Here is a 24375-nt window from a genome sequence, read left to right on the forward strand (position 1 = left end):
CATGGCGAACGAAAGAGCAATTATTGCAATTCCAATGGGAGACCCCGCAGGTATTGGTCCAGAAATTACCGCGAAGTCCTTAGTCAATCAAGAGATTTATAGCATGTGTAAACCAGTAGTAGTTGGAGATGCCAACGTATTTAAGAAGGCTATTGAAATTGTAGAAGCTAACCTGGAAGTAAATGTAATCGATAATCCAGAAGAAGGGTTATTTGAATACGGTAAGGTAGACCTTATTGATTTAAAAAATATTAACATGGATGAATTACAATATGGTGAGGTTCAAGCGCAATGTGGAAATGCTGCCTTTGAATATATTAAAACATCTGTCAACCTTGCAAAAGAAGGAACCGTAAAAGCTTTAGCAACTACTCCAATTAATAAAGAATCGTTAAAAGCCGCGAAGGTTCCTTATATTGGCCATACAGAAATGCTGGAGGACTTAGCAGATACGAAAGATCCATTAACAATGTTTCAAGTAAATAATATGCGAATCTTCTTCTTAACTCGTCACTTGTCATTGAAAGATGCGATTGCACAGATGACGAAAGAACGTGTAAGAGATTATTTGACTCGCTGTGATAAAGCACTTCAGCGTTTAGGAGTGGAAAATCGAAAATTCGCTGTTGCAGGCCTTAATCCTCATAGTGGAGAAGGTGGTCTTTTCGGAATGGAAGAAGTAAACGAAATTGGGCCAGGAATTGAAGCGGCAGTACAGTATGGAATTGATGCAGTTGGTCCTGTGCCTGCAGATTCCGTGTTTTTCCAAGCACTAAATGGTAAGTACGATGCTGTTCTATCGTTGTATCATGACCAGGGTCACATCGCAGCGAAAATGACTGATTTCCATCGCACCATTTCCATTACAAATGGATTACCATTTTTAAGAACATCAGTTGATCATGGAACAGCATTTGATATTGCAGGTGAAAATATCGCTTCCAGTGTCAGCATGGAAGAGTGTATTAAATTAGCTGCAGAATATGCACCGAAATTTACGAGCGAAACATTGTAGTAGCAACATTAACTGGGGCTCAAGTAGGGCCTCAGTTCATTTAGAAAGATTATGAAAGCCATTTCACGAGGGGAGAGAGTAATAATGGAAGTTTCAGGAACACAAATGATTATCGGATTGATTTTAGGAATTGCATTATTAATATTATTCGTTTTGAAAACAAAGGTTCATGCATTTATTGCGTTACTTATTGCGGCTTCTGTAACAGGAATCGTAGGAGGGATGAGTCCAACAGATGTAGTAGACACCATCACTTCTGGTTTTGGTAGTACGTTAGGTTCTATCGGTATCATCATTGGGTTAGGAGTGATGATGGGAAGAATATTGGAAGTTTCTGGTGCGGCAGAAAAGCTTGCCTACACCCTTGTTAAAAAGCTAGGAGAGAAAAAAGAAGAATGGGCAATGGCTATCGCTGGTTATATTGTTGCCATCCCTATATTTGTTGACTCAGCATTTGTCATTTTACAACCATTAGTAAAAGCGTTATCAAGAAAAACGGGTAAATCAGTAATTGGTTTAGGAGTTGCTCTAGCAGTAGGTTTAGCAGTTACCCACCATGCTGTTCCACCAACACCAGGACCACTAGGGGTTGCTGGAATCTTCGGAGCAGATGTTGGATTGATGATCTTAGTAGGTTTACTATTTTCTGTTCCAATTATCATCGTTGGTGTTTTGTATGCGAAATGGATTGGGAAGAAGATTAACCAAGTTCCTTCAGAAGATGGAGAAAACTTTGTAAGGTTAAATGAAGGGGAAGTCTATAAAGAGTTTTTAAATGCAGTAGATGAAAAGGAAAAAGATTTACCTTCATTCTCCAAAGCGATTATGCCAATATTAATACCGATTATTTTAATATTTGTTAATACAACATTTGGTGCGTTACATGATTTAGGAGCATTAACGATAAACGAAACATTGCTTTCGTATATCCAGTTTATCGGTAATCCGGTTATTGCGGTAGGGTTAGGATTAATTGTTGCTATTTACACACTAACAAATAATCTACGTAAATCAGAGACATTGGATCGTATGGAAGAAGGAATTAAAACAGCCGGAATTATACTGCTTGTAACAGGTGCAGGTGGTGCGCTAGGTGAAGTACTACGAGCTAGTGGAACGGGAGATTTAATTGCAGAGCAAGTAGCACAATGGTCTATTCCGGCAATATTAGTACCGTTTTTCATCGCGACATTCGTACGATTGGTTCAAGGAAGTGGAACTGTAGCCATGATAACAGCTGCTTCTATATCTGCTCCGATTGTTGCAAGTTTAGATGTTAACCTCGTTTTGGCTGCGCAGGCAGCTGCATTAGGGGCGATGATATTCTCTTACTTCAATGATAGCTTATTCTGGGTTGTTAACAGAATGCTTGGAATAAAAAATGTGAAAGAACAAATCATGGTTTGGTCTGTACCAACAACAATTGCATGGGGTGTTGCACTCGTGATGCTAGTAGTAGCGGATGTTGTTGTTCGCCTGTTTTAATCATGAACAAGTAGGTCTGAATGATCAGACCTACTATTTCTTTGGAACTAAAATAGAACACATGTTCGCATTTTTGTTTTAGCTGTGATATACTCAGACAAGATAACGCTCTACAGGGGGAATTACGCGGAATTCCTCGAGGGAAAAGAGGTGGTATTACTGAGCTTGTACGAAGTAATGATGGTCCTAGCTAGCTTTGGCACATTATTAATCGCGCTATTAGCCTTGATCGTTACGATGATTAACAATAAAAAATAGACCTTCTCCCCGCTGTGTAGGAATCAATTAAGGCAGTCTATTTTAATTAACTACTTAGCCCTCACGAAGAGCCGCTTATCAGCCGGGTTCAGTTATAGCTGAACCCTTTGTTTTTGGTCTGTTTTTTTAAGCAATTGATGAACCGTTAATGTATGCGATATAACAAAAATTTGGTATCTAGTAATCGGCTGATTGTGGAATACGTAATCCTTTTGTGTGAAAGAAAAAACAAGATTTATCTAACAATCATTGGTTCCGAATAGCGGAAAGAAGATCCTCATCACAAGCTAAGTAGAACCTCATTCCGTTAAATGGTTGAAATAAATCGTTTGGGACATGGTTTTTGATCCTCATTCCTTTATTTACCTTTTTCGATTGCGATTTGTGCTGATTTACCCCTAATAGAGGAATGAGGATCCTCATACCCCTTGTTTGGGTGATTTTATTGTCATTTAGCGGAACCACGATCCTCGTCAAAAACGAAGTGGAACTTCACTCCTTTATTACCTTAGGTAAAGCCGTACCCAAGGTAAATGAATACCAGCAGCGGAAATCACAGTGCTGTTACGTCGCTTTATATACAAATTATGTTGTCATAAATGAAATAATCGAATGTTAGTTAAAATTCAAAATAAACATTCCAATAAGGCGCCAACTCATGTATAATATATTTCGAGTATCGAAGGAAAGAGGCGAAATGGATGAGTATATCAGCCGATACACAAACGCAATCAACCGTTTTAAAAGCCGACAGAATATGGTCACGAGACTTCGTGTTTATTTGTTTGGCTAATTTTTTTATTTTCTTAGGGTTTCAAATGACTTTACCAACGCTTCCCTTATTCGTGAAAGAACTTGGGGGCAGTGATAAATTAGTAGGAATTATTGTAGGTATTTTTACATTTTCTGCGTTAATCATCCGGCCATTTGCTGGGCATGCCTTAGAATCGAAGGGACGACAAATCGTTTATATGTCTGGTTTAGTAATCTTTGTGCTGTCAGTCGGATCTTATGCATTTATTGGTAGTATCTTCTTACTGTTAATGATGCGCATCGTCCAAGGAATTGGGTGGGGGCTATCCACCACTGCTACCGGTACGATTGCTACGGATATCATCCCGCCGAAACGACGGGGCGAAGGGATGGGGTACTTTGGTCTTTCAGGTAATATAGCGCTGTCCTTTGGACCGGCATTAGGTCTGGCGCTCGTTGATGTTATTTCATTTACGCAATTATTTTTAATTTGTGGATCATTAGGATTGGTTGCATTTTTACTGTCATCCAGAATTCAATATAAAAAAGTAGAAGAATCTCCAGAGAAAACCGTTACTGCTAAATTTGATATTTTTGAAAAAACAGCCTTACAGCCTTCCGTTTTATTATTGTTTATTACGTTTACATTTGGAGGAATTGCAACGTTTCTTCCACTTCATGCCATTGAAAAAAATGTCGGGGGAATTAGTTTATACTTTTTTGTATTTGCGCTGTTTTTAATGTTATCTAGAACGTTTGCTGGGCAAATTTATGATAAAAAAGGACATTTATATGTCTTTCTTCCAGGGTCTGTACTAATACTTTTTGCAATGCTGCTTTTATCTTGGTTACCCAATACAACGGTCATGCTTATCGCGGCTGCTATGTATGGGTTAGGTTTTGGTGGTGTTCAGCCTGCTCTTCAAGCATGGGCAGTTGAAAAGGCACCAAACAATCGGAAGGGAATGGCAAATGCCACTTTTTTCTCTTCCTTTGATATGGGAGTCGGAACAGGGGCGATCCTGTTTGGTCAAATTGCGTTTCTATTTAGTTACGGTGCTATCTATGTGACAGCAGCAGGCTCTGTATTAACTTCAATTCTAATTTACATCTACTTATTATACAAAGCGAAATAGGTGCCTGGCACTTGTCGAAATTCAACAAGTGCCAGGCACTTTTAAAACATGTACATCTCGTTTACAATATAGAGAGAATGTGTAAAGGCAGGTTAATAGAGTCTTGAAAAAATTGAGCGATGTTAATATACAAAAGCTTTTTCCGTCGATCGTCTATAAACGTGGGTTGGACTATTATAAACAGGGTCAAGTTAGTGATCTATTATACGATATAAATTATCAGGTATGGACTGCAACCGTTCATGGTACCGAGGACTATTTTGTGGAAATAAATATGGAAGATTTAGCTAACGGTTCCATTGATACGTATTGTGACTGCCCTGCTTTTGATACGTATAAATCTTGTAAGCACGTTGCAGCAACATTAATTAGTATAAAGAATAAGGAAACGAAAAACACACCACAGTTTGCAACTTTTGATTATCAAACAACAAATCGTTTTATCCAAGCAATTAGTTCACTTCCACAACAAGAAAATACAGTCGAAATATTGCCGGATAAGGTTCCGTTACGAGTGGAATATATTATTAAATGGTCGTATGATAAAAACTTGTTAGTTGAATTAAAGGCTGGAGAAAAACGCACCTTCGTGGTGAAAGATGCATCGGAGTTTATAAAAGACGTTATTCAGGGAAACGAACACCCTTTTACGAAAACATTTACTTATTCGCCTGAACAATATTACGTGTTGCAGCAGGACTTAGCTATTTTTGAGCAGCTATATTCCATATTGCGAAACGAGAAAATATATAATGGGTATCGATATTATCATTATCAAGGAAATATCAGTGATAAACGAACGATTATCATTCCTCCACTAGCAGCTAAGGAAGTATTGGAGTCCTTGATGGATCGAGATGTATCAGTAGATACTGGAAAAAAGGCTTATCGGCATTTAACTATAGAGAAAGATAGTCTACCATACCATTTTGCCTTAACCAAAAATGAGCGGGATGATTTGTTATTGACAATGCATGATGTCGAAAAAGGAGTATTTTTCAAGCCTTATGAAATGCTGTTCGCTAATGGTGTATTCTATTTTCCATCAAAAGAACAAATTCCAATTATAGAAAACGTAAGCCAATTTGGCATGATTGATCAACAGCTTCCAATTGCTAAAAATCAAGCAGATACGTTTCTTTCGGAGGTTCTACCTTCTTTGAAAAAGGTTGGAGATGTAGAAATAGAAGAGAAGATACAAAAGGAGATCATACAGCTTCCGTTACGGGCGAAATTGTATCTCGAACTGCAAGCAGATTGGATTGTAGGGAAGCTAGAGTACCATTATGGCGAAGAAGTTATTAATCCATTTGGAGAACGGGAACAATCTGATGTCATTATTATTCGTGATGTCGAAAAAGAACAGCAAATCATGCAACTCATTGAATATGCCAACTTTCATTATAATGGTAAGACATTATACATTGAAGCGGATGAGGAAGAATTATATGAATTCCTCTATAAAGTCTTGCCAATTCTCGATCAATATGTAGAGTTATTCCTAACTTCTGAGTTACGCCATATAATGGTTGAAAATGAACCGATGCCGAGCACAAGTGTGCGTATGGAGTCGTCTTCCAATTTATTAGAAATTGGCTTTGACATAGACGGTGTGGCGGATGAGGAGATAAATAAAATATTAGATGCAGTTATTGAGAAGAAACGCTATTACCGACTTCAAAGTGGTCAAATGCTTTCCTTGGAAGGGGATGAATTTGAATCGATCCAAAAATTCTTCCGAGATATGGAAATCCAAAAGACCGATGTAGAGGATGGCAGCATACATGTGCCTGTCTTTCGAGGGACACAGGTAGATGAACTGATTGATACGAAAAAAAATTACGACCCTAAATTTAGGCAGTTGTTATATGAACTTAAGTCACCCGAGGAACAGCATTACGATTTACCAAAATCTCTGAATGCGGAATTAAGAAATTATCAAATGACTGGGTATAGATGGTTTAAATCGTTAAGCAATTACCATCTGGGTGGAATTTTGGCAGATGATATGGGCTTAGGGAAAACGTTGCAAAGCATCGCATACATTGCATCCGAAATAAATGAGAATCCACATTTAATTATTGCACCTTCATCTGTTGTGTACAATTGGAAAAATGAGTTTGAAAAATTTACACCAGATTTAAATGTAGCTGTGCTAACTGGAACACCATCAGAACGACATGAAAAAATTAAAAGCCTTACAAATATGGATGTTTGGATTACATCCTATGCGACATTAAGGCAAGATATCGAGTATTACCGTGACTTATCATTCGAAACGTTAATACTAGATGAAGCGCAGTACATTAAAAATTATGCAACCAAAACATCGATCGCCATTCGTCAATTGAAAGCTGGGAAGAGATTTGCATTAAGTGGTACACCAATAGAAAACTCTATCGATGAATTATGGGCAATTTTCCAAGTAGTATTACCAGGACTAATGCCAAATCAGAAAACCTTTAAACAATTGGAACATGACAAAATTGTGTCGATCACAAAACCATTTATTTTACGTCGTTTGAAAAAAGATGTGCTAAAGGAGCTGCCAGAAAAAATCGAATCTGTCAGTGTATCGGAACTAACCAATCAGCAAAAAGAATTATATATTGGTTATTTAAGACAGGTTCAACAAGAAGCAGCGCAATCGATGAAGGAGAATGGATTTCAGCAAAACCGGATGAAAATATTAGCTGGCTTAACTCGTTTGAGACAGATTTGTTGCCATCCAGCGATGTTTATTGAAAATTATGAAGGTACTTCTGGAAAATTAACACTTCTTATGGAAACAATCCAAAATGCACTTGCAAATGGGAAGCGAATGTTAATATTTTCTCAATTTACCAGCATGCATGAGATTATCATGACAAAATTGCAACAAGAAGGTATTGATTACTTTTATTTATCTGGGCAGACACCATCCAGTGAACGTGTTCAAATGAGTGAACGCTTTAATAACGGCGAAAAAAATATTTTTCTTATTTCGCTAAAAGCTGGAGGTACTGGTCTAAATCTTACAGGTGCTGATACGGTAATATTATATGATTTATGGTGGAACCCTGCAGTGGAAGATCAAGCTACTGGCCGTGCTCATCGATTTGGGCAAAAGAATGTAGTTCAAGTAATTCGATTAATAACAGAAGGAACAATCGAAGAAAAGATTTATGATCTACAACAGAAGAAACGGGAGTTAATTGATCAAGTCATCCAGCCAGGAGAGACAATGCTCTCTAGTTTGAGTGAAGAAGATGTTCGAGAATTGTTGAGTATATAAGAAGGAGACGCCATGTGAAGTGGTGTCTTCTTTTTTAAAAAAATTTATACGTGAAATGAGTTCTTCGATATATTGGAAGTATTTTTTGCTCGGTGTACATGGCTCACATACTTCAACTGAATTCGTAAATACTAATATAGAATAGAAAAGAATGTGGAGAAGAAAATGACGTTTCTAGTGAGTTAGAAATCAAACACGAATAAGTGGGTCTCAGTATTTACGGAAAGGTGAGTTATTATGGCCAAAAAGTTCATATCCTATTTTAAAACCGAGGATGATCTCTTATCCGCGCATGCAAGCTTACAGACTCTACGTACACACAATGTAACGATTGATCAGATTCCAGAGGATGATGGTGGAGGAGCTTTTACTCCAGCAGTTGCCCTTAATCAAACAACATCTAACTTTGGATATGCTGCAGTGTTAAATACAGCTGGTAATAATGATGGGGATCAAGGCGGAATGCATGTTATCGAAGGGCAGGTAGAAGACGCCGATTTTGAAGCGGCGTTGAATATTTTGAAAAAGAATAATGGATTTGAAAGAAGTGAGGATATCAGATAAGGTGCCACCATTTTGTGGCACCAATCTAATTAAAATTAGTCTAATTCGTACTAGGATCATATGCGCTTTTGTTCTTTCACATGTTAATTTGAAATAATTTTCGTGGACGTCCTTTAACATACGGCTTTTCTTCGCCGACTACTTTAATTACTTTACCTGTTAAGAGCTTATTAACAGTTCGTTCAGCGCTTCGCTTTGTTACACTATAGAATGATGCGATATCATTGGAGGAAAAAGGCTCATTGTTTCGTATTTTAATAAAGTCGATAAAATTATACGAAAGCTCATTATTTAACCTAGCTTTATGAATGAGTGCATGATAAAGCTTTGATGTGTCAAAATGCTTTTGAATACCTAGTGGACCAATGGTTTCCTTCCGATCATTAACAATATAACAGCTGCTTTTTTTTGATAGAGCACATGTGTCTAATGCAAGCTTTGCATGATCCTCTGCTTGACTAGCAGTTAATCCTAGCCCAAATCCAATATCTACCGTTGTATTTAAGGTAGCTTCTATTTCCTGAAGCAGTGGGAAATCGCGAAAATGATTGGTGATGTGATCTAATATTCCACGTGTTCCAACTATAACAAAGTGGTTCTCCTGATTGGTGAATACAGATGAAAGCGTTTTTTCTCCTAACTTTAATAGAATTTGATGGAGGTTTTGCTGGGTCTGCTGGATAACAGCTTCGTCTTTTTCATTTTTTAGTCGATCTAGCTCTTTTATTTTCACGTAACCAGCTACAATTTGAGCGCTTTTATTCTTATTAAAAAGCGTAATGGATTTTACTTTCTCAATTGCCTTTTCCATATTGATTTGAGGAATCATCATGCAATTGGTTGGAATATCATGAAGTTTGAGTTTTTGTTCAACTTCGTCAAGTGAAGTTAATACATAATCAATTTTTCCTTCATCCCAAAGCTTTTTATGAAATGAAACCACATTATCAATATCTACAACCTTATCTTGTCCATAACAATAACTATAAATATCTCGATTGCTTAGTTCTAGTTCTGACATGACTTCATCTACTAGATCTTTATTTAACGCATCCATTGAAAGGCGATTAAGTGGCTTATTATGCGTGTTGTTTAAATGATAAAGATTGGTGAGAAGCATTAGTTCATCAAATGCAACCTGTACTGTAGGTAAACGTTTTTTATCAATTATTGGCTTAGCGTACAGATAGGGAAGGGATTCCAAGAATAAATAGGTATCACACATGAATGCTTTCTCAATTAAATTTAATGCTTCTTTTGCATTTCGATATGTAAAAGGGATGATCTCAATATCCTCATGTTTTTTGATACAGTTTTCAAACCTCTGTATTAACGCGTTTTGCCCGAAAACAGCCAGTTTAATCTTCATTGCAATCCCCCTTTATTATACGTAACTAAATGATTTACAATTATTGTATCTGTATTGCAGAATTTTCAGTAATTTTACGGTAAATTTGTTGAAGATATACGAAATATATTTGCTTAATTTCTATTTATAGTACGGAATTTTCATAATATTGTCAAGAGGGGAAATATAAAAATGTACAATCCACAAGAAATCAAGACCAACGAATAGGATCCGTTGGTCTAAATGCTTTTTAACTGCTAAGGAAGAAAATATGGCTTTATTAACCTAACATCCATCGTTTTGTTCTTATTGTAAACTATAGTGTTCCTTAACCTGTTCGCGCAATTGCCGTTTTAAAAATTTCCCAACAGATGTTTTTGGTATTTCATCTATAAACAGTACATCATCAGGTAACCACCATTTCGCAAATTGAGGCTCTAAAAACTCGAGTATATCCTCTTTCTTAACCTTATCTGCAAAACCTTCATGTAGTACAACACATGCAATAGGACGTTCTTGCCATTCTGGGTCAGGAATGGATACGACAGAAGCTTCGAAAACTGCATCATGACTCATGATAGCGTTTTCAATTTCTACCGATGAAATCCACTCCCCGCCACTTTTAATCAAATCCTTCGTCCGATCAATAATTTGAATCGTACCTTCTTCATCTACCGTAACGACATCACCAGTATGGAACCAGCCATCAACAAAGGATTGTTCGGTACGATCATCTTGGTAGTACTCGCTAGCAATCCAAGGTCCACGAAGAAGTAGTTCTCCCATGTCCTTCCCGTTCCATTCAATTTCTCCATTTTCACCAATGACTTTCATTTGTAGGCCTGGAACTAGAATTCCTTGTCTTGTACGTTCTTGCAGCTTTTCTTCTTCTGAAAGCTTTTGTTGGTAGCTTTTTAAACGCGATAGTGTCACTAGTGGAGTTGTTTCAGTTGCTCCATATGCATGAAAAAATGGAATGTTATGTTTTTGTTCAAAAGCCTTAATCAGACCAAGTGGAGCTGCCGAGCCTCCACATAGAACCGCACGAAGGCTTGAGAAATCATAGTCTCCTTGTTCCATTTCCCTTAATAAGCCCAACCAAATAGTGGGGACGCCAGCTGTGATGGTAACGCCAAATTTTTCAATGAATTCCGCTAGTCGCTTTGGTGTAAATCTGGGTCCTGGCATCACTTGAGTAGTACCAAACCAAGTACAGGCAAATGGAGTACCCCAAGCATTTACATGAAATTGTGGTACTACCGGCATGGAAACGTCTGATTCTGAAATAGCTGCGGTATCTGCTAAGCCAAGTGCATAGCTGTGTAGGACAATACCACGATGAGAATAAACAACCCCTTTTGGATTTCCTGTTGTTGCGGATGTATAGCACATTCCTGCGGGTTCATTTTCATCTAAGTCGGTTATAAAAGAAAAGCTGGGATCTCCTGTTGTTAATAGCTCTTCATAGGAGTAAAGTGGTGCAAGGTTCGAATTAGGAAGTTCCTTTTTATCTGTCATGACGATGAATTCCTTCACTGTAGTGAGTTGATCTTTGACTTTTTCAATGAGGGGTAAAATATCTTCATCAATAAATAATACTTTATCTTCTGCGTGATTAATAATGTAAATGATATGTTCGGCAGATAGTCGAATATTAATTGTGTGGAGGACTGCACCCATTCCCGGAGCGGCAAAATAAATTTCTAGATGACGGTGGTGATTCCAAGCAAGCGTACCAACTCGGTCCCCTTTTTGAATCCCTAATTCATCTAATACACTCATCAACCTCCTCGTTCTTTGCCCGATTTCTCGATAGTTTAGGTGATGTACTTTATCATGTGTTTGTGAAATGACTTTCTTTTTAGGGAAAAATTTCTCCGCGTGTTCTAAGATGGAGCCAACAGTTAATGGAACTTGCATCATAATCCAAACCAACTCCTTTAGTTTTATAAATACCTTGTTCCTATAATATCATATTATTATAATAATTTTTAAATTTCTATAAATATTTAAGTTAAACTATTTTGTAGAATTCAGTTAGAGGAATTCTAGCGCCACAAGTGCTAGAATGTAAATAGTTAAAATAGAAGGGTTTGCTTGGTATATGAAAAAACAGCATGATTTTACTCAGGGGAGTATTTTAAAACAGTTAATTATATTCTCGGGTCCTATAATGCTTACTAACTTATTGCAAACTTCGTATCAGTTTGCAGATAGCTTGTGGGTAGGGAATTTATTAGGAGCGAGTGCGTTAGGCTCTGTTGCCATTTCGAGCGCAATCATTTTTACAGTATTGTCATTTATTATTGGATTAAATAATGCTGCTTTAACAATCCTATCTCAACAAAAAGGACGTTCAAATGAAGCAGGTTTGAAGCGATATTTAAATGCTTTCGTAGTAATTTTAGCTGGATTATCCATTTTTCTAGGTGCCGTAGGGTTTGCTTTCTCGGAACAACTCCTATCATTACTTGGAACTCCTGAAGGAATGATGTCTAGTGCAAAGTCCTACTTACAAATTAATTTCCTAGGGATTTTATTTCTATTTGGTTATAACTTTATTAGTACGGTTCTTCGTTCACTAGGAGATAGTAAAACACCACTTCGTTTTGTAATGATCGCTGTTGCTTTAAATATCATTCTAGACCCATTATTTATTGCAGGGTTTAATCTAGGAATCGAAGGGGCCGCATTTGCTACTGTAGTGTCGCAAGGGAGTGCATTTTTATATGGATTGATCTATGTATTATATAAGAAGCTTGCTCCATTTATGCTGCCCAAATTACCGTCTAAACAGGAAGTAGGCTTAATCCTAAATCTAGGAATTCCGTCTGGATTACAAATGGCTGTTATATCTGCAGGATCCGCAGCGATTATGAGTGTTGTTACTACATTTGGTGAAGGTGTTGTAGGAGGATTTAGTGCAGCCCAGCGTTTAGATAGTTTATTAATGCTACCTGCCCATGCCTTGGGTACGGCTGTGAACAGTATGGCAGGTCAAAACATTGGAATAAAAGATTGGTCGCGCGTAAACCGAATTGCAAAATATGGTGTCTTGTATAATTTTGCGATTATGGTAGCAATCGGTTTATTTGTTCTAGGTTTTGCTCATTTTGGAATTCAATTATTTATACAAGATGAAGAAGCGGTCGCTTTTGGTACAAAGTACTTGCAAATCATTGCGCTCTGTTATCCATTTTTAGGTATAAACTTTATATTAAATGGTATTGTTCGTGCAGCCGGTGCGATGTATCAAGTGTTGGCACTTAATATCATTTCGTTTTGGGTATTGCGTTATCCACTAACAGCCCTATTCTCCGGTTGGTTTGGTGATACAGGAATAGCAATTGGAATGGGTAGTAGCTTTCTAATTAGTAGCATGTTTGCATTCTTCTATTATCGATTTGGCAAATGGCGCAACAAAGAACTATTCACAAAAAAGCGATCCTAAGTTATTAACAATCTGTGGATAACATGAGGATAAACCCAATATTTTGGTTGACATCCATAATTATCTACAAAATATTGTATTTTTCTACATGGAAAATATGTGGATGAGTGGGGATAACTTTGTGTACAACTTATTTTGAGAGATGGATTTCAAAAAATACGAAAGTAAATCTTTCCTTATCCACGTATAGGCACAAGATAAGGGGGGAGTAGGTGAGGAAAAGAACGAAAAAAGCAGTGCGAGATTCGATGCTTGTATTTCTTTTATTAATGTTTGTATTTATAGTTATGTCACTAATTCAGTATGAAAAGCCAACAAGTCCTAATAATGACAATAAGGAGTCAATTAGTGAAAATGTCTTCCGTTATCAACACCTCGTTGAAACGTATGCCATTCAGTATGAGGTTGAAAACTATGTCGATGTATTGCTAGCAATGATGATGCAGGAATCTGGAGGACGAGGAAATGATCCCATGCAGTCGTCTGAAAGCTATTGTGGACAAGTTGGATGTATTGAAGACCCGGAACAATCTATTAAGCAAGGTGTCTATTATTTTTCGCAAACATTGGAAAAAGCGCATGGGGATGTAGAATTAGCTGTTCAATCGTATAATTTTGGCGAGGGTTTTATAAATTATGTAATAGAGCAGAATGGAAGCTATTCCCAAGAGCTTGCTATTGATTTTTCCAAAGAAATGTATGAGAATGCTTCCGATCCAACGATATATACGTGCCTAAGAGAAGAAGCAAAGCAGTATAATGCTTGTTACGGAGATATACAATATGTTCAATCCGTGATGAAATATAAGGAGGCAATTTCGTCAAATTAAGGTATATAAGAACTAAGTTAATCTAAATGAATTAACGAAATCCTTTTACAAGAAATTGTATAGGAATAAATGTTAACATAGAAAAAGAAGTTCAATTATTTAAGGGTGGTGAATAGGAATGGTCAAAGAAATCCATACTGAAAACGCACCAGATGCAATTGGACCCTATTCGCAGGCGATCCAGGCTGGAGATTTTTTGTATATATCTGGTCAGATTGGAATTGATCCGGATAACGGGAATATTGTTGAAGGTATTGAAAAACAAACCAAGCGAGTAATGGAAAATTTGCAAGCTATTTTAACAAAGGCTAATGCGAATTTTACGCACGTCGTTAAATTTACGATTTATCTAGCTTCTATGGATGACTTCGCTAAAGTGAATGAAATATATGGTGGCTATTTAGAAAAACCATATCCAGCTAGAGCGACAGTAGAGGTTAGTCGTTTACCAAAGGATGTATTAGTGGAAATAGATGCTGTAGTATACACAAGATAATGAAGGAGTGCTTACATAATGGATAATTTTATTTATCATAATCCTACAAAGCTTATCTTTGGAAAAGGTCAATTAGATACTTTACCAAATGAAGTGGAACAATACGGTAAGAAGGTATTGATTGTTTACGGTGGCGGAAGTATTAAAAGAAACGGTATTTATGATAATGTCTTAGCTAAGTTGGCGGAAATAAATGCCGAAGTGTTCGAACTAGCAGGAGTGGAGCCGAATCCGCGAATTTCAACAGTTCGAAAAGGTGTGCAGATTTGTAAGGAAGAGGGTATTGATTTCATTTTGGCAATTGGTGGCGGAAGTACGATTGATTGTACAAAAGCGATCGCAGTTGGAGCGAAAACGGATGTGGATATGTGGGATGTTGTTACGAAAAAAGAACAAGCCCAAGGCGCGTTACCATTTGGGACTGTGCTAACGCTTGCTGCGACGGGATCTGAAATGAATGCTGGATCTGTTATTACAAATTGGGAAACAAATGAAAAGTATGGATGGGGATCACCATTTTCTTATCCGAAATTTTCAATACTTGATCCAACACATACATTCTCTGTTCCACGAGACCAAACCATTTATGGTATCGTTGATATGATGTCGCATGTGTTTGAACATTATTTTCATCAAACACCAAATACGCCAGTTCAAGATCGATTTTGTGAGTCTGTTTTGAAAACTGTCATGGAAACTGCGCCAAAGTTATTAAACGACCTGGAGAATTATGAATACCGTGAGACAATTATGCTTAGTGGAACGCTTGCCCTAAACAACATGCTGAACATGGGTTACAGAGGTGACTGGGCATCACATAATTTGGAGCATGCTGTCTCAGCAGTACATGATATCCCACACGGTGGAGGATTAGCAATTTTATTCCCGAATTGGATGAAACATGTCATGGATGACGAGAATGTTGGACGGTTTAAGCAAATGGCAGTACGTGTCTTTGATGTTAATCCAGAAGGGAAAACGGATAAAGAAGTTGCACTAGAAGGAATTGCAGCATTACGTGCATTTTGGACTGAAATTGGTGCGCCTTCTAAATTGGCTGATTACGATATCGACGAAAGCAGTGTCGAAGTAATGGCAGAAAAAACCGTAACTGCCCGTCCGGAATATGGCAACTTCAAAGTGCTAACCAAACAAGATTCCCTGGAAATTTTTAAAGCAAGTCTATAGTTTTGCTGGATATAAACAGTTGAAAGCCTCCACTTCAAACCTATGAGATAAATCAGTTTGGAATGGAAGAGTCAGTTTATAAAATCCGACAGAATATTTCCTGGGAAATGATTATTGTCGAATGATAAGATAAAAAGAGGAACTAGCCACTATTGATAGATGGCTAGTTCCTCTTTTATTTGCGCTCTAATTTTATCTAAACATTCTTCCGGCGTCGAGCCAAAAACACGTTTGTTATTAACCAGTGCATACGGTTTAACACGACATAATCCGCAGAACGACAAGCAATCACTTGTTAGCACGGCAACTTCTGGAAATTCTTCTTCAAGTATTTCTTCTATATTAATGGTAGTAATTGTATTGCCGTCACAAATTTCGACTACAACGATACCCATAACTATCCCTTACTTTCTATATATCGACTGTGTTAGTTTTAACATAACCATAAATCGAAATCAATAATCCTGACTTGTTATGCTTTTTCCTTCTCTTCAATAAAATTCATATCGACCCAATAGCGTTTTTTCCATCTTCGTAACATGAGGGTACCACGAATCCACTCATCGGCAATGAATGATATCCAAATACCGACTAGGCCCAAACCTAAGTAAATGGCAAAGAACCATGCGGTAGTAACACCAATTCCCCACATAACGATAATTCCAATATAGACAGGGAATTTAACATCACCTGCTGCACGTAACGAGCTAATCATTACTAAATTGAAAGCTCGCCCAGGCTCTAATGCTACTGTCATAAGTAGAAGGAATGCTCCTTGTTCTAAAATGGTCACGTTATCTGTGAAAATTCCCAATAGGGGTTTTGCGATCAAATAAACGATGCTGGCCATGATGAGAGAAATAATGATTGATATACGTAAACTCTTAATCGCTCGTTCATAAGCATCTTCAATTTTGCGTGCTCCGATCATATGTCCAATCAAAATTTGTGTTCCTTGACCGATGGCAATAGAGAAGAGGAAAATAAACATCATAATGTTTTGTGTATAAACCTTTGTCGTAATTGCAATCGTTCCTAGCTGTGCAATAAAGTAGGTAATAACCATTTGACTCGAATTATAGGAAAGTTGTTCTCCTGCAGACGGGACTCCAATTTTTAATAGGCTTTTTACATGACGTTTTTGATAACGGAAAAAGCTCATATAGTCTAATTGACCCTCACTACGTTTAATCAGAAGTAAAACTAGCACTAAAAATCCAATAAATCTACTAATGGCAGTGGAATACGCAACTCCGATAACGCCAAGAACAGGGAAACCAAAAGGTCCGAAGATTACAAAGAAGTTTCCGATCACGTTTAGGATGTTCATTCCAATTGTGACCATCATCGTATCCTTGGTGTGACCATAGCTTCGTAAAATAGCTCCAGTTGTCATAATAAGCGCTTGGACGAAGATTAAACCACCGACTATTTGCATATAGGAAGCTGCTTCTCCCATGAGTTCAGTTGGCAAATCCATTACATTTAAAACCTGTCTCGCCCAAATGAAGAGTGCGGCACTTAAAGCGAGTGAGAAAAGTAAATTTAAACTGATCGACATGACCGCAATTTTTCCGGCGATTTGGTTATTCTTTGCCCCAAGATTTTGTGCAATTAATATTGCAGCTCCTTGTGCAACAAAACCAAACATTACAATTACGACAGATAAAATTTGATTGGAAACTCCAACTGCAGCAACTGCATTATCAGAATACTGACTTAGCATCAATGTATCTGCATTTCCCATCAACATATGAAGTAATATCTCTATAAATATTGGCCAAGTTAAGGCGAATAATGTTAAATTTTTCGTTTTATTTTCACTCATTATCTAATCCTTCTTTCATAACAATAGAAATAGTTTACAATGGTTTGCGTAAAATAGAAAGGATTAGTTATTACCATTATTTTGAACAGTAGTAAGAGAGAATGAAACCCCAAAATGATTTTCCTATAATCCGAGTGATATCCTTACCTTCGAACAAAATAAGAACTTGATATTTATATACCCCAAATGAGTGTATATTTATCCTGATTCGTTTATTCTTTCACTGCCAAAGAAAGAACGCCCTAAGTGGACGTTCTTTCTTTGATTCTATGATACTGCTGATTGTCGATGTTTTGTATCCGCATACTCATGCTTATACCAAGCAACTAACATAATGACTCCGCATAATAGTAGCAATCCACTCGTTACGAAGAATACCGCAGAAAACCCATAAAATCCTGCTAACATTCCACCTAACGCGGGTCCAATAATATTACCTAAAAAACGTAAGCTAGTATTATAACCAAGCACTTCACCTTGCATGGATAATGGTGCTTCCTGACGAATGTAGGCAATTCGTAGTGGAATAATACCTCCAATGGATATACCTAGTAAGAAACGAAGAATGATCAATTGCCAAATATTTGTTACGAATGCCCCTGGTAGATAGACAATTCCTGCCATAAATAGTAATCCGATTAATATTTTGATGTAACCAACACGATCCCCAAGTTTACCCCAATTTCTCGTCATTAGTAGATTTCCTAAGCCAGCCGCTGAAAAGGCCATACCTGAGAAAAAGGCGATGCTAACTGGGCCATGTATTTCTTCAACATATAAGGAAAGAATCGGTTGTATACTAAAGTGAGCAACTTGAACAAGGGTTGAAATAAGCATTACTACAAGTAAGACTGGATGCCTTACGATATGCATAATTACTTCCTTTCTGGAATATGCTTTATGATCCTTGTCTTCTGCATACTCTATTTTAACCTCTTTAATGCCTAGTGCTACAATAATTGCTGAGATAAAGATCGTTACGGATACCCATTGAAAGGTTGTTGAAAAACCAACTGCATCCGCAAATGCCCCGCCAAGTAACGGTCCCATTAATGATCCTGTAATACTACCGGTTTGTAGGGTGCCGAGTACTTTGCCAGCAATATTCTGAGGGGTTTGTGTAGAAATTAATGCTTGTGACATTGGAATAAACCCTGTAAACATTCCTGAGAGTAATCGTAAGAAAAATAATTGCCATACGTTTGTGGCAAAACCCATAAGGAATACAGATAAGCCTAAACCAATAGCAAAGAAGATTAGTAGTTTCTTTCTACCGTACTTATCTCCAACCCGCCCCCAAACTGGAGAAAAGATAAACGCGGCTACGAATGTGATCCCAAAGATCCATCCAGACCAATTTTGAACATACGCATCAGAGAAATTTCCAAAAGAGTCGATGTACAACGAAATAAATGGAAGCACCATCGTCATACTCCCAGCTATAAAAAAATTAGCAAACCACATGATGAATACATTTTTGTTAATAGTTGAATCTTGACTACTGATGGATATGCCCTTCCTTCTGTAAAATTAATTCGACACTCGAATTATATATTAATTTTCTTGTATTTTAAAGCTTTTTGCTTTAGAAAAATTTGGTGTTTATTGTTCAAAAAGGAATTAAACAGTATAATAGAAGGAACAAACAACCAGAATTCATTTTCATTATATTTTCAAATGGACATGCATAAGTTTAATGAAGGATTAGCAATTTGAAAAGGGGAAAGATAAGATGAAAAGATTCTTTAAATTATCAGTTGTATGGATGTTAATGCTGGGAGTTGTTGTAGGCATTGGTCTTCCAGTTCATGCGAATGAGTCTGACAGTATTGATGAAAAGCTAGGTGTTCCAATTGTTGTTTATGGTGATACGTTAACGGATGAACAAAAATCAGAAACAAGACAATTATTAGAAGTATCTGATCCAGAAATGGTTGATGAGTACACCGTGACAGCAGAGGATTTAGTAAATTATATCGATGGGAATCCGAATGCGAGAATGTTTTCTTCTGCCAAAATTACCATGGAGGAAGAAGGTCAAGGATTAACAGTAAATATCGTGACCCCTGAGAATATTACAGAGGTAACGAATGAAATGTATGCAAATGCACTTTTAACTGCGGGAGTGGAGAATGCTACAGTCGATGTTGCATCACCGGTAAAAGTAAGTGGTCATTCCGCATTAACTGGAATATACAAGGCTTATGATGTAGAAGGTATTGAGTTAGATAAGGAACGAATGGAACTAGCTAACGAAGAACTTGGAGTAGCAACAGACCTTGCTGAAAAGGAAGGGATGAGCCAAGAAAAGGTAAGTGAGTTACTGACGGAGATTAAAAAAGCAATTGCTGATCAAAATCCTGCCTCTGTTGAAGATATCGAACGGATTGTTCAAGAGCAGTTAGAGAAAATGGAGATAACGTTAAGCGACGAAGATCGTCAAATGTTAATCAATTTATTTGATAAAATGAGAGATCTTAATATAGACTTCGATCAAGTTAAAAATCAATTGAATGATATTGCTTCGAAAGTTCAAGATCAGTTGAATGAAATAATAAATGATGAAGGCTTTTGGGAAAAGGTAGGAGATTTCTTTAACAAATTCTTTGAATTGTTGAGTGATTTCTTTAATGGATTATTCGCAGGCTAAAACGTCATAATATAATAATTAGAAGGGCTCCTTTTAAAGGTGGCTCTTTTTTTTATGTAGTATTTTTATACAACTTAAGACATAGGCTTAAATAACAGTATTAACACGTTTATAGAAGCAATAATGCTAATAATTTGTTAAAACAAATCTTTTAAATCAAAAGAATTTATTAATTTTTTGTAAAAATTTAATGAAATTAAATATAATTAATAGTATAATATTTTAAGAGGTCAAATAAACCTCATATTTCAGAAAAATCAAAACAAACTTCAAGGAGGGTCTTTGAATGAATTGGAAGAGATGGTCATTATTTTTGGCTTTAGTTTTAACAATGGGAATTTTCCTAGCTGCTTGTGGTGATGATGAAGAAGCAGGTGGAGATGATGGACAGGATCCGGGAACTGAGGAAACAGATTCTGGAGAAGATAATGGTAACTCAGAGGGAGAAGGAGAAGGTGAATCCGGTCTTGCTGCCGATCAAACACTAAATGTGAATATTAAAACAGAACCACCTTCGTTACATCCAGGATTAGCAACGGACACAACTTCAGGAGCAGTTCTTGATCAGGTGTTTGAAGGTCTTATGCGTATAAATCAGGATGGTGAAGTAGAACCAGCTATGGCAGAAGATCAGCCTGAGGTGTCTGATGATCTTACTACGTATACGTTTACTATACGCGAAGATGCCACTTGGTCGAATGGTGATCCTGTAACAGCTCAAGACTTTGAATATGCTTGGAAATGGGTTTTAGATCCTGAAAATGCTGATACAGATTATGCTTACCAGCTGTATGTGATTAAAGGAGCACAGGATGCTAAAGAAAATGGTGGATCATTAGATGATGTAGGAATTACAGCTGAAGATGATAAGACATTGGTAGTTGAACTTCAACAACCAACACCGTATTTCTTAGACTTAACTGCTTTTTATACTTATTACCCAGTAAATCATAATGTCGTTGATGGTGTTGATGATTGGGCGCAGGATGTTACAGAGACATATGTAACAAATGGTCCATTCCTATTGGAATCATGGGAACATAAAGATCAAATCGTACTTAAGAAAAATCCTGAATATTGGGATGCTGATACCGTAAATCTTGAAACAATCAACATGTATATGGTAGATGATGAAAATACAGCATTCCAAATGTTTAATAATGGGGAGTTAGATTGGGTTGGAGATCCTACTGACTCACTTCCTTTATCAGCAATACCTGCATTAAAAGAAGAAGGTTCATTAAATATTTCATCTTTGGCAGGCGTATATTACTATGCATTTAATACGGAAGAAGCGCCATTTGATAACGTGAATATCAGAAAAGCCTTTGCTTCAGCGGTTAACCGTGAAGGTATTGTTCAAAGCATTACCCAACGTGAAGAACAACCAGCAATGGCCTTAGTTCCTCCGTCAATTTGGGAAGAAAACGCGGAAGGTTACTTTGCTGATAACGATGCAGATCAAGCAAAAGAATATTTGGAAGCTGGATTAGAAGAATTAGGATTAGACGAGTTGCCACCTATTCAACTTTCATACAATACAGATGAAGCACATGCTGCTATAGCTCAAGCTGTTCAAGATATGTGGAGAGAAAATCTTGGAGTCGATGTAGAATTAAACAACGAAGAATGGAATGTTTACCTTGATACTATGGGTGAAGGAAACTTCCAAGTTGGCCGAATGGGATGGTTAGCAGACTTTAATGATGCTATTAACTTCCTAGAAATTTTCCAATCTGTTGGTGGAAATAACTATACAAATTGGGAGGATGAAGAATACTCCGATTTACTAGAGCAATCAAGAACTGAGACAGATGATGCAGCTCGCAAAGAGATTTTACGTGAAGCGGAAGGAATCTTTATGGATGCTATGCCAATTTCCCCTGTGTATTTCTACACAAACGCATGGGTTAACAAAGATTATGTGAAAGATGTTGCCGTATCAGGACTTGGTGGAGTTCAATATAAATGGGGTTACATTTCTGATGCGAAAGAAGAGTAAAACCTATTAAACTACACTTTGTAGAAACGAAGGGACTTATCACCAACGTTTCTCTATAAAACTGTATTTTCAGTTGAATAACAGTTATAGGGGTGATTGATTTCACCCCTATTTTTTCAATTTTATAGATCATTTTAGGTACTATTCTAAATATTTTATATTTAATCCATTTAGCATTGGAAGACAAGTATTTAAAGTGTTTTGGATATATCGAATAGATTATGGAGGTGTTAAGGGTTGGCTAAATACCTAGTAAAACGAATAGGGTTTATAATTGTTTCGCTATTTTTAATAATTACAATTACGTTTTTCCTTATGCAAGCAGCTCCAGGAGGTCCGTTTGCATCTGAACGTGCATTGCCTCCTGCTATTGAAGAACAGATGAACGAAGCCTACGGTTTGAATGATCCTTTACATGTTCAATATTTTGACTACCTTTTAAGTGCGATAACTTTTGATTTTGGACCATCGTTTAAATATGCTGGCCAGGAAGTTACAGATATTATAAAAAGGAGTTTTCCTTACTCACTAATTCTTGGGTTAGAAGCAATATTTATCGCATTATCTATTGGGGTTTTATTAGGAGTTATTGCTGCACTTAAACATAATAGATTTGGTGATTATACAGCAATGGTTATTGCGGTGTTAGGTATTTCCGTGCCAAGCTTTATTATGGCAACTATTTTACAGTATATATTTTCGATACAGTTGAGTGTATTACCAGTTGCTAGATTTGAATCATTTGCACATAGTATATTGCCGGCAGTTGCTTTGGCAACAACACCTTTAGCTTTTATTGCACGATTAATGCGATCAAGTATGTTAGAGGTGTTGAATTCAGATTACATTAAAACAGCAAAGTCAAAAGGATTAAGTCAAAGAGTGGTTACATATAAACATGGAATACGAAATGCGATTTTACCTGTCATTTCATACCTTGGCCCACTTGTTGTTTCGATTTTAACAGGGAGCTTTGTTATCGAGAAAATATTCGGTATTCCAGGGTTAGGTAGTGAGTTTGTTGAAAGTGTTACCAACCGTGACTATACAATAATTATGGGAACCACGGTTTTCTTTAGTTTGCTTCTTTTATTTTCTATATTAATTGTCGACCTTATCTACGGCTTAGTAGACCCTCGTATAAAAGTGGCTAGAAGTGGTGGTGAAAAGTAGATGGAACAAACACAGTTGAAAGATAAAGATTTTAGACCTATTCAGGATTTTCAAGGTGATGCAGAAAAAATAGCTGGTGAAAGTACGTCCTATTGGAAGGATGCATGGCGTCGATTTAAAAAGAATAAACTGGCGCTAGCTGGTATTATAGTCATTATTTTATTAGGTATAATGGCGTTTATTGGTCAACCGATATCAGGCGAAGATTATCGATCCAATGATTTGCTAAGTGCTAACCAGCCCCCCTCAGCAGATCACTGGTTTGGAACAGATAATTTAGGAAGAGATATATTTGCGAGAACATGGGAAGGTGCAAAGATTTCTCTTTTCATTGGTCTGATGGCCGCACTTTTAGATCTAATTATTGGTATTATTTGGGGATCTATTGCTGGCTTTTTTGGTGGTAAAACAGATGAATCAATGATGCGAATCGCTGATATTTTGTATGGTGTTCCATATTTACTTGTTGTAATTTTATTAATGGTTGTCATGGATCAAGGACTATGGACAATGATCATTGCAATGACGGTCACAGGATGGATTAATATGGCAAGGATAGTACGTGGGCAAGTCATGCAGCTTCGAGCTGAGGAGTATGTAATGGCAGCGAAATCACTTGGTGCGGGTAATTTTAGACTATTGTCTAAACATTTAATTCCAAATACACTAGGGCCAATTCTTGTTACCTTAACATTAACTGTACCAAATGCTATTTTCACAGAAGCCTTTTTAAGCTTTTTAGGCCTAGGGGTTCCAGCACCGCTTGCAAGCTGGGGAACGATGACAAACGATGCATTAGGTGCATTTCAATATTATCCATACCAGCTTTTCTTCCCGGCATTTTTTATCTGTTTAACGATGTTAGCGTTTAATGTTATTGGAGACGGTTTACGAGATGCACTAGACCCTAAAGAGCGTAAGTGA

Annotated in this window: 19 protein-coding genes; 14 read left to right on the forward strand and 5 right to left on the reverse strand. The window is 37.1% G+C overall.

The genetic code is table 11. The features are described 5' to 3' along the window. Position 1 precedes the first annotated feature (1 nt). From pdxA to BMX40_RS13715, 6 genes are all read left to right on the forward strand, one after another. Positions 2-1015 carry a 4-hydroxythreonine-4-phosphate dehydrogenase PdxA gene (gene pdxA, locus BMX40_RS13690; RefSeq protein ID WP_090870853.1) on the forward strand — a complete coding sequence of 338 codons (1014 nt, stop codon included), beginning with the start codon at positions 2-4 and terminating at the stop codon, positions 1013-1015. Between the two features lie 84 nt (positions 1016-1099). Further along, a complete protein-coding gene (locus BMX40_RS13695) occupies positions 1100-2500 on the forward strand; it encodes a GntP family permease (protein ID WP_090870855.1) in 1401 nt (466 codons plus the stop codon). Positions 2501-2650: 150 nt separating this feature from the next. Further along, complete coding sequence (locus BMX40_RS20685) at positions 2651-2758, forward strand: putative holin-like toxin (RefSeq protein ID WP_280139679.1); 108 nt, start codon at positions 2651-2653, stop codon at positions 2756-2758. A 701-nt stretch (positions 2759-3459) separates the two neighbouring features. Continuing rightward, positions 3460-4647 (forward strand): MFS transporter, encoded by a 1188-nt coding sequence (locus BMX40_RS13705; protein ID WP_090870860.1) that lies wholly within the window; start codon positions 3460-3462, stop codon positions 4645-4647. A gap of 103 nt (positions 4648-4750) precedes the next feature. Then, positions 4751-7921 carry a DEAD/DEAH box helicase gene (locus tag BMX40_RS13710; RefSeq protein ID WP_090870862.1) on the forward strand — a complete coding sequence of 1057 codons (3171 nt, stop codon included), beginning with the start codon at positions 4751-4753 and terminating at the stop codon, positions 7919-7921. Between the two features lie 237 nt (positions 7922-8158). Then, entirely contained in the window at positions 8159-8485 is a 327-nt protein-coding gene (locus BMX40_RS13715; RefSeq protein WP_090870864.1) for a hypothetical protein, read from the forward strand. A gap of 76 nt (positions 8486-8561) precedes the next feature. On the opposite strand, the gene BMX40_RS13720 is transcribed toward BMX40_RS13715, so the two are convergent. Together BMX40_RS13720 and BMX40_RS13725 are read right to left on the reverse strand one after the other, a co-directional pair. Further along, complete coding sequence (locus tag BMX40_RS13720; protein ID WP_090870866.1) at positions 8562-9854, reverse strand: hypothetical protein; 1293 nt, start codon at positions 9852-9854, stop codon at positions 8562-8564. A 285-nt stretch (positions 9855-10139) separates the two neighbouring features. Beyond that, complete coding sequence (locus BMX40_RS13725) at positions 10140-11756, reverse strand: long-chain fatty acid--CoA ligase (protein WP_170840800.1); 1617 nt, start codon at positions 11754-11756, stop codon at positions 10140-10142. Positions 11757-11937: 181 nt separating this feature from the next. On the opposite strand from BMX40_RS13725, the gene BMX40_RS13730 reads away from it, so the two are divergent. From BMX40_RS13730 to BMX40_RS13745, 4 genes are all read left to right on the forward strand, one after another. Then, on the forward strand, positions 11938-13284 hold the full coding sequence (locus tag BMX40_RS13730; RefSeq protein WP_090870868.1) for an MATE family efflux transporter: 1347 nt from the start codon (positions 11938-11940) through the stop codon (positions 13282-13284). Positions 13285-13496: 212 nt separating this feature from the next. Then, a complete protein-coding gene (locus tag BMX40_RS13735; protein ID WP_244513556.1) occupies positions 13497-14114 on the forward strand; it encodes a lysozyme family protein in 618 nt (205 codons plus the stop codon). Between the two features lie 118 nt (positions 14115-14232). Further along, positions 14233-14610 (forward strand): RidA family protein, encoded by a 378-nt coding sequence (locus BMX40_RS13740; RefSeq protein ID WP_090870870.1) that lies wholly within the window; start codon positions 14233-14235, stop codon positions 14608-14610. A gap of 18 nt (positions 14611-14628) precedes the next feature. Continuing rightward, positions 14629-15798, forward strand: coding sequence for an iron-containing alcohol dehydrogenase (locus BMX40_RS13745; protein WP_090870872.1), 1170 nt, complete (start codon positions 14629-14631; stop codon positions 15796-15798). A 149-nt stretch (positions 15799-15947) separates the two neighbouring features. On the opposite strand, the gene BMX40_RS13750 is transcribed toward BMX40_RS13745, so the two are convergent. The 3 genes from BMX40_RS13750 to BMX40_RS13760 form a co-directional block, all read right to left on the reverse strand. Then, positions 15948-16193, reverse strand: coding sequence for a YuzB family protein (locus tag BMX40_RS13750; RefSeq protein WP_090870874.1), 246 nt, complete (start codon positions 16191-16193; stop codon positions 15948-15950). A gap of 77 nt (positions 16194-16270) precedes the next feature. After that, a complete protein-coding gene (locus BMX40_RS13755) occupies positions 16271-17626 on the reverse strand; it encodes an MATE family efflux transporter (protein WP_090870876.1) in 1356 nt (451 codons plus the stop codon). Between the two features lie 267 nt (positions 17627-17893). Continuing rightward, positions 17894-19090 (reverse strand): MFS transporter, encoded by a 1197-nt coding sequence (locus tag BMX40_RS13760; protein ID WP_090870878.1) that lies wholly within the window; start codon positions 19088-19090, stop codon positions 17894-17896. A 268-nt stretch (positions 19091-19358) separates the two neighbouring features. Between BMX40_RS13760 and BMX40_RS13765 the strand changes: the two genes are divergently transcribed. From BMX40_RS13765 to BMX40_RS13780, 4 genes are all read left to right on the forward strand, one after another. Beyond that, positions 19359-20276 carry a DUF1002 domain-containing protein gene (locus tag BMX40_RS13765; RefSeq protein WP_090870880.1) on the forward strand — a complete coding sequence of 306 codons (918 nt, stop codon included), beginning with the start codon at positions 19359-19361 and terminating at the stop codon, positions 20274-20276. Between the two features lie 286 nt (positions 20277-20562). Beyond that, complete coding sequence (locus tag BMX40_RS13770) at positions 20563-22278, forward strand: peptide ABC transporter substrate-binding protein (protein ID WP_090870882.1); 1716 nt, start codon at positions 20563-20565, stop codon at positions 22276-22278. A gap of 237 nt (positions 22279-22515) precedes the next feature. Beyond that, positions 22516-23451, forward strand: coding sequence for an ABC transporter permease (locus BMX40_RS13775; protein ID WP_090870883.1), 936 nt, complete (start codon positions 22516-22518; stop codon positions 23449-23451). After that, positions 23452-24375, forward strand: a complete 924-nt coding sequence (locus BMX40_RS13780; RefSeq protein WP_090870885.1) for an ABC transporter permease — start codon at positions 23452-23454, stop codon at positions 24373-24375.

The sequence above is a fragment of the Oceanobacillus limi genome, assembly GCF_900111445.1.
GTDB lineage: Bacteria > Bacillota > Bacilli > Bacillales > Amphibacillaceae > Ornithinibacillus > Ornithinibacillus limi.

What these genes read in the sequence shown, in the direction of transcription:
- pdxA (WP_090870853.1), top strand. Translation starts at nt 2, where the DNA reads ATGGCGAACGAAAGAGCAATTATTGCAATTCCAATGGGAGACCCCGCA.
- BMX40_RS13695 (WP_090870855.1), top strand. Translation starts at nt 1,100, where the DNA reads ATGGAAGTTTCAGGAACACAAATGATTATCGGATTGATTTTAGGAATT.
- BMX40_RS13705 (WP_090870860.1), top strand. Translation starts at nt 3,460, where the DNA reads ATGAGTATATCAGCCGATACACAAACGCAATCAACCGTTTTAAAAGCC.
- BMX40_RS13715 (WP_090870864.1), top strand. Translation starts at nt 8,159, where the DNA reads ATGGCCAAAAAGTTCATATCCTATTTTAAAACCGAGGATGATCTCTTA.
- BMX40_RS13720 (WP_090870866.1), bottom strand. Translation starts at nt 9,854, where the DNA reads ATGAAGATTAAACTGGCTGTTTTCGGGCAAAACGCGTTAATACAGAGG.
- BMX40_RS13725 (WP_170840800.1), bottom strand. Translation starts at nt 11,756, where the DNA reads ATGATGCAAGTTCCATTAACTGTTGGCTCCATCTTAGAACACGCGGAG.
- BMX40_RS13730 (WP_090870868.1), top strand. Translation starts at nt 11,938, where the DNA reads ATGAAAAAACAGCATGATTTTACTCAGGGGAGTATTTTAAAACAGTTA.
- BMX40_RS13740 (WP_090870870.1), top strand. Translation starts at nt 14,233, where the DNA reads ATGGTCAAAGAAATCCATACTGAAAACGCACCAGATGCAATTGGACCC.
- BMX40_RS13745 (WP_090870872.1), top strand. Translation starts at nt 14,629, where the DNA reads ATGGATAATTTTATTTATCATAATCCTACAAAGCTTATCTTTGGAAAA.
- BMX40_RS13750 (WP_090870874.1), bottom strand. Translation starts at nt 16,193, where the DNA reads ATGGGTATCGTTGTAGTCGAAATTTGTGACGGCAATACAATTACTACC.
- BMX40_RS13755 (WP_090870876.1), bottom strand. Translation starts at nt 17,626, where the DNA reads ATGAGTGAAAATAAAACGAAAAATTTAACATTATTCGCCTTAACTTGG.
- BMX40_RS13760 (WP_090870878.1), bottom strand. Translation starts at nt 19,090, where the DNA reads ATGTGGTTTGCTAATTTTTTTATAGCTGGGAGTATGACGATGGTGCTT.
- BMX40_RS13765 (WP_090870880.1), top strand. Translation starts at nt 19,359, where the DNA reads ATGAAAAGATTCTTTAAATTATCAGTTGTATGGATGTTAATGCTGGGA.
- BMX40_RS13770 (WP_090870882.1), top strand. Translation starts at nt 20,563, where the DNA reads ATGAATTGGAAGAGATGGTCATTATTTTTGGCTTTAGTTTTAACAATG.
- BMX40_RS13780 (WP_090870885.1), top strand. Translation starts at nt 23,452, where the DNA reads ATGGAACAAACACAGTTGAAAGATAAAGATTTTAGACCTATTCAGGAT.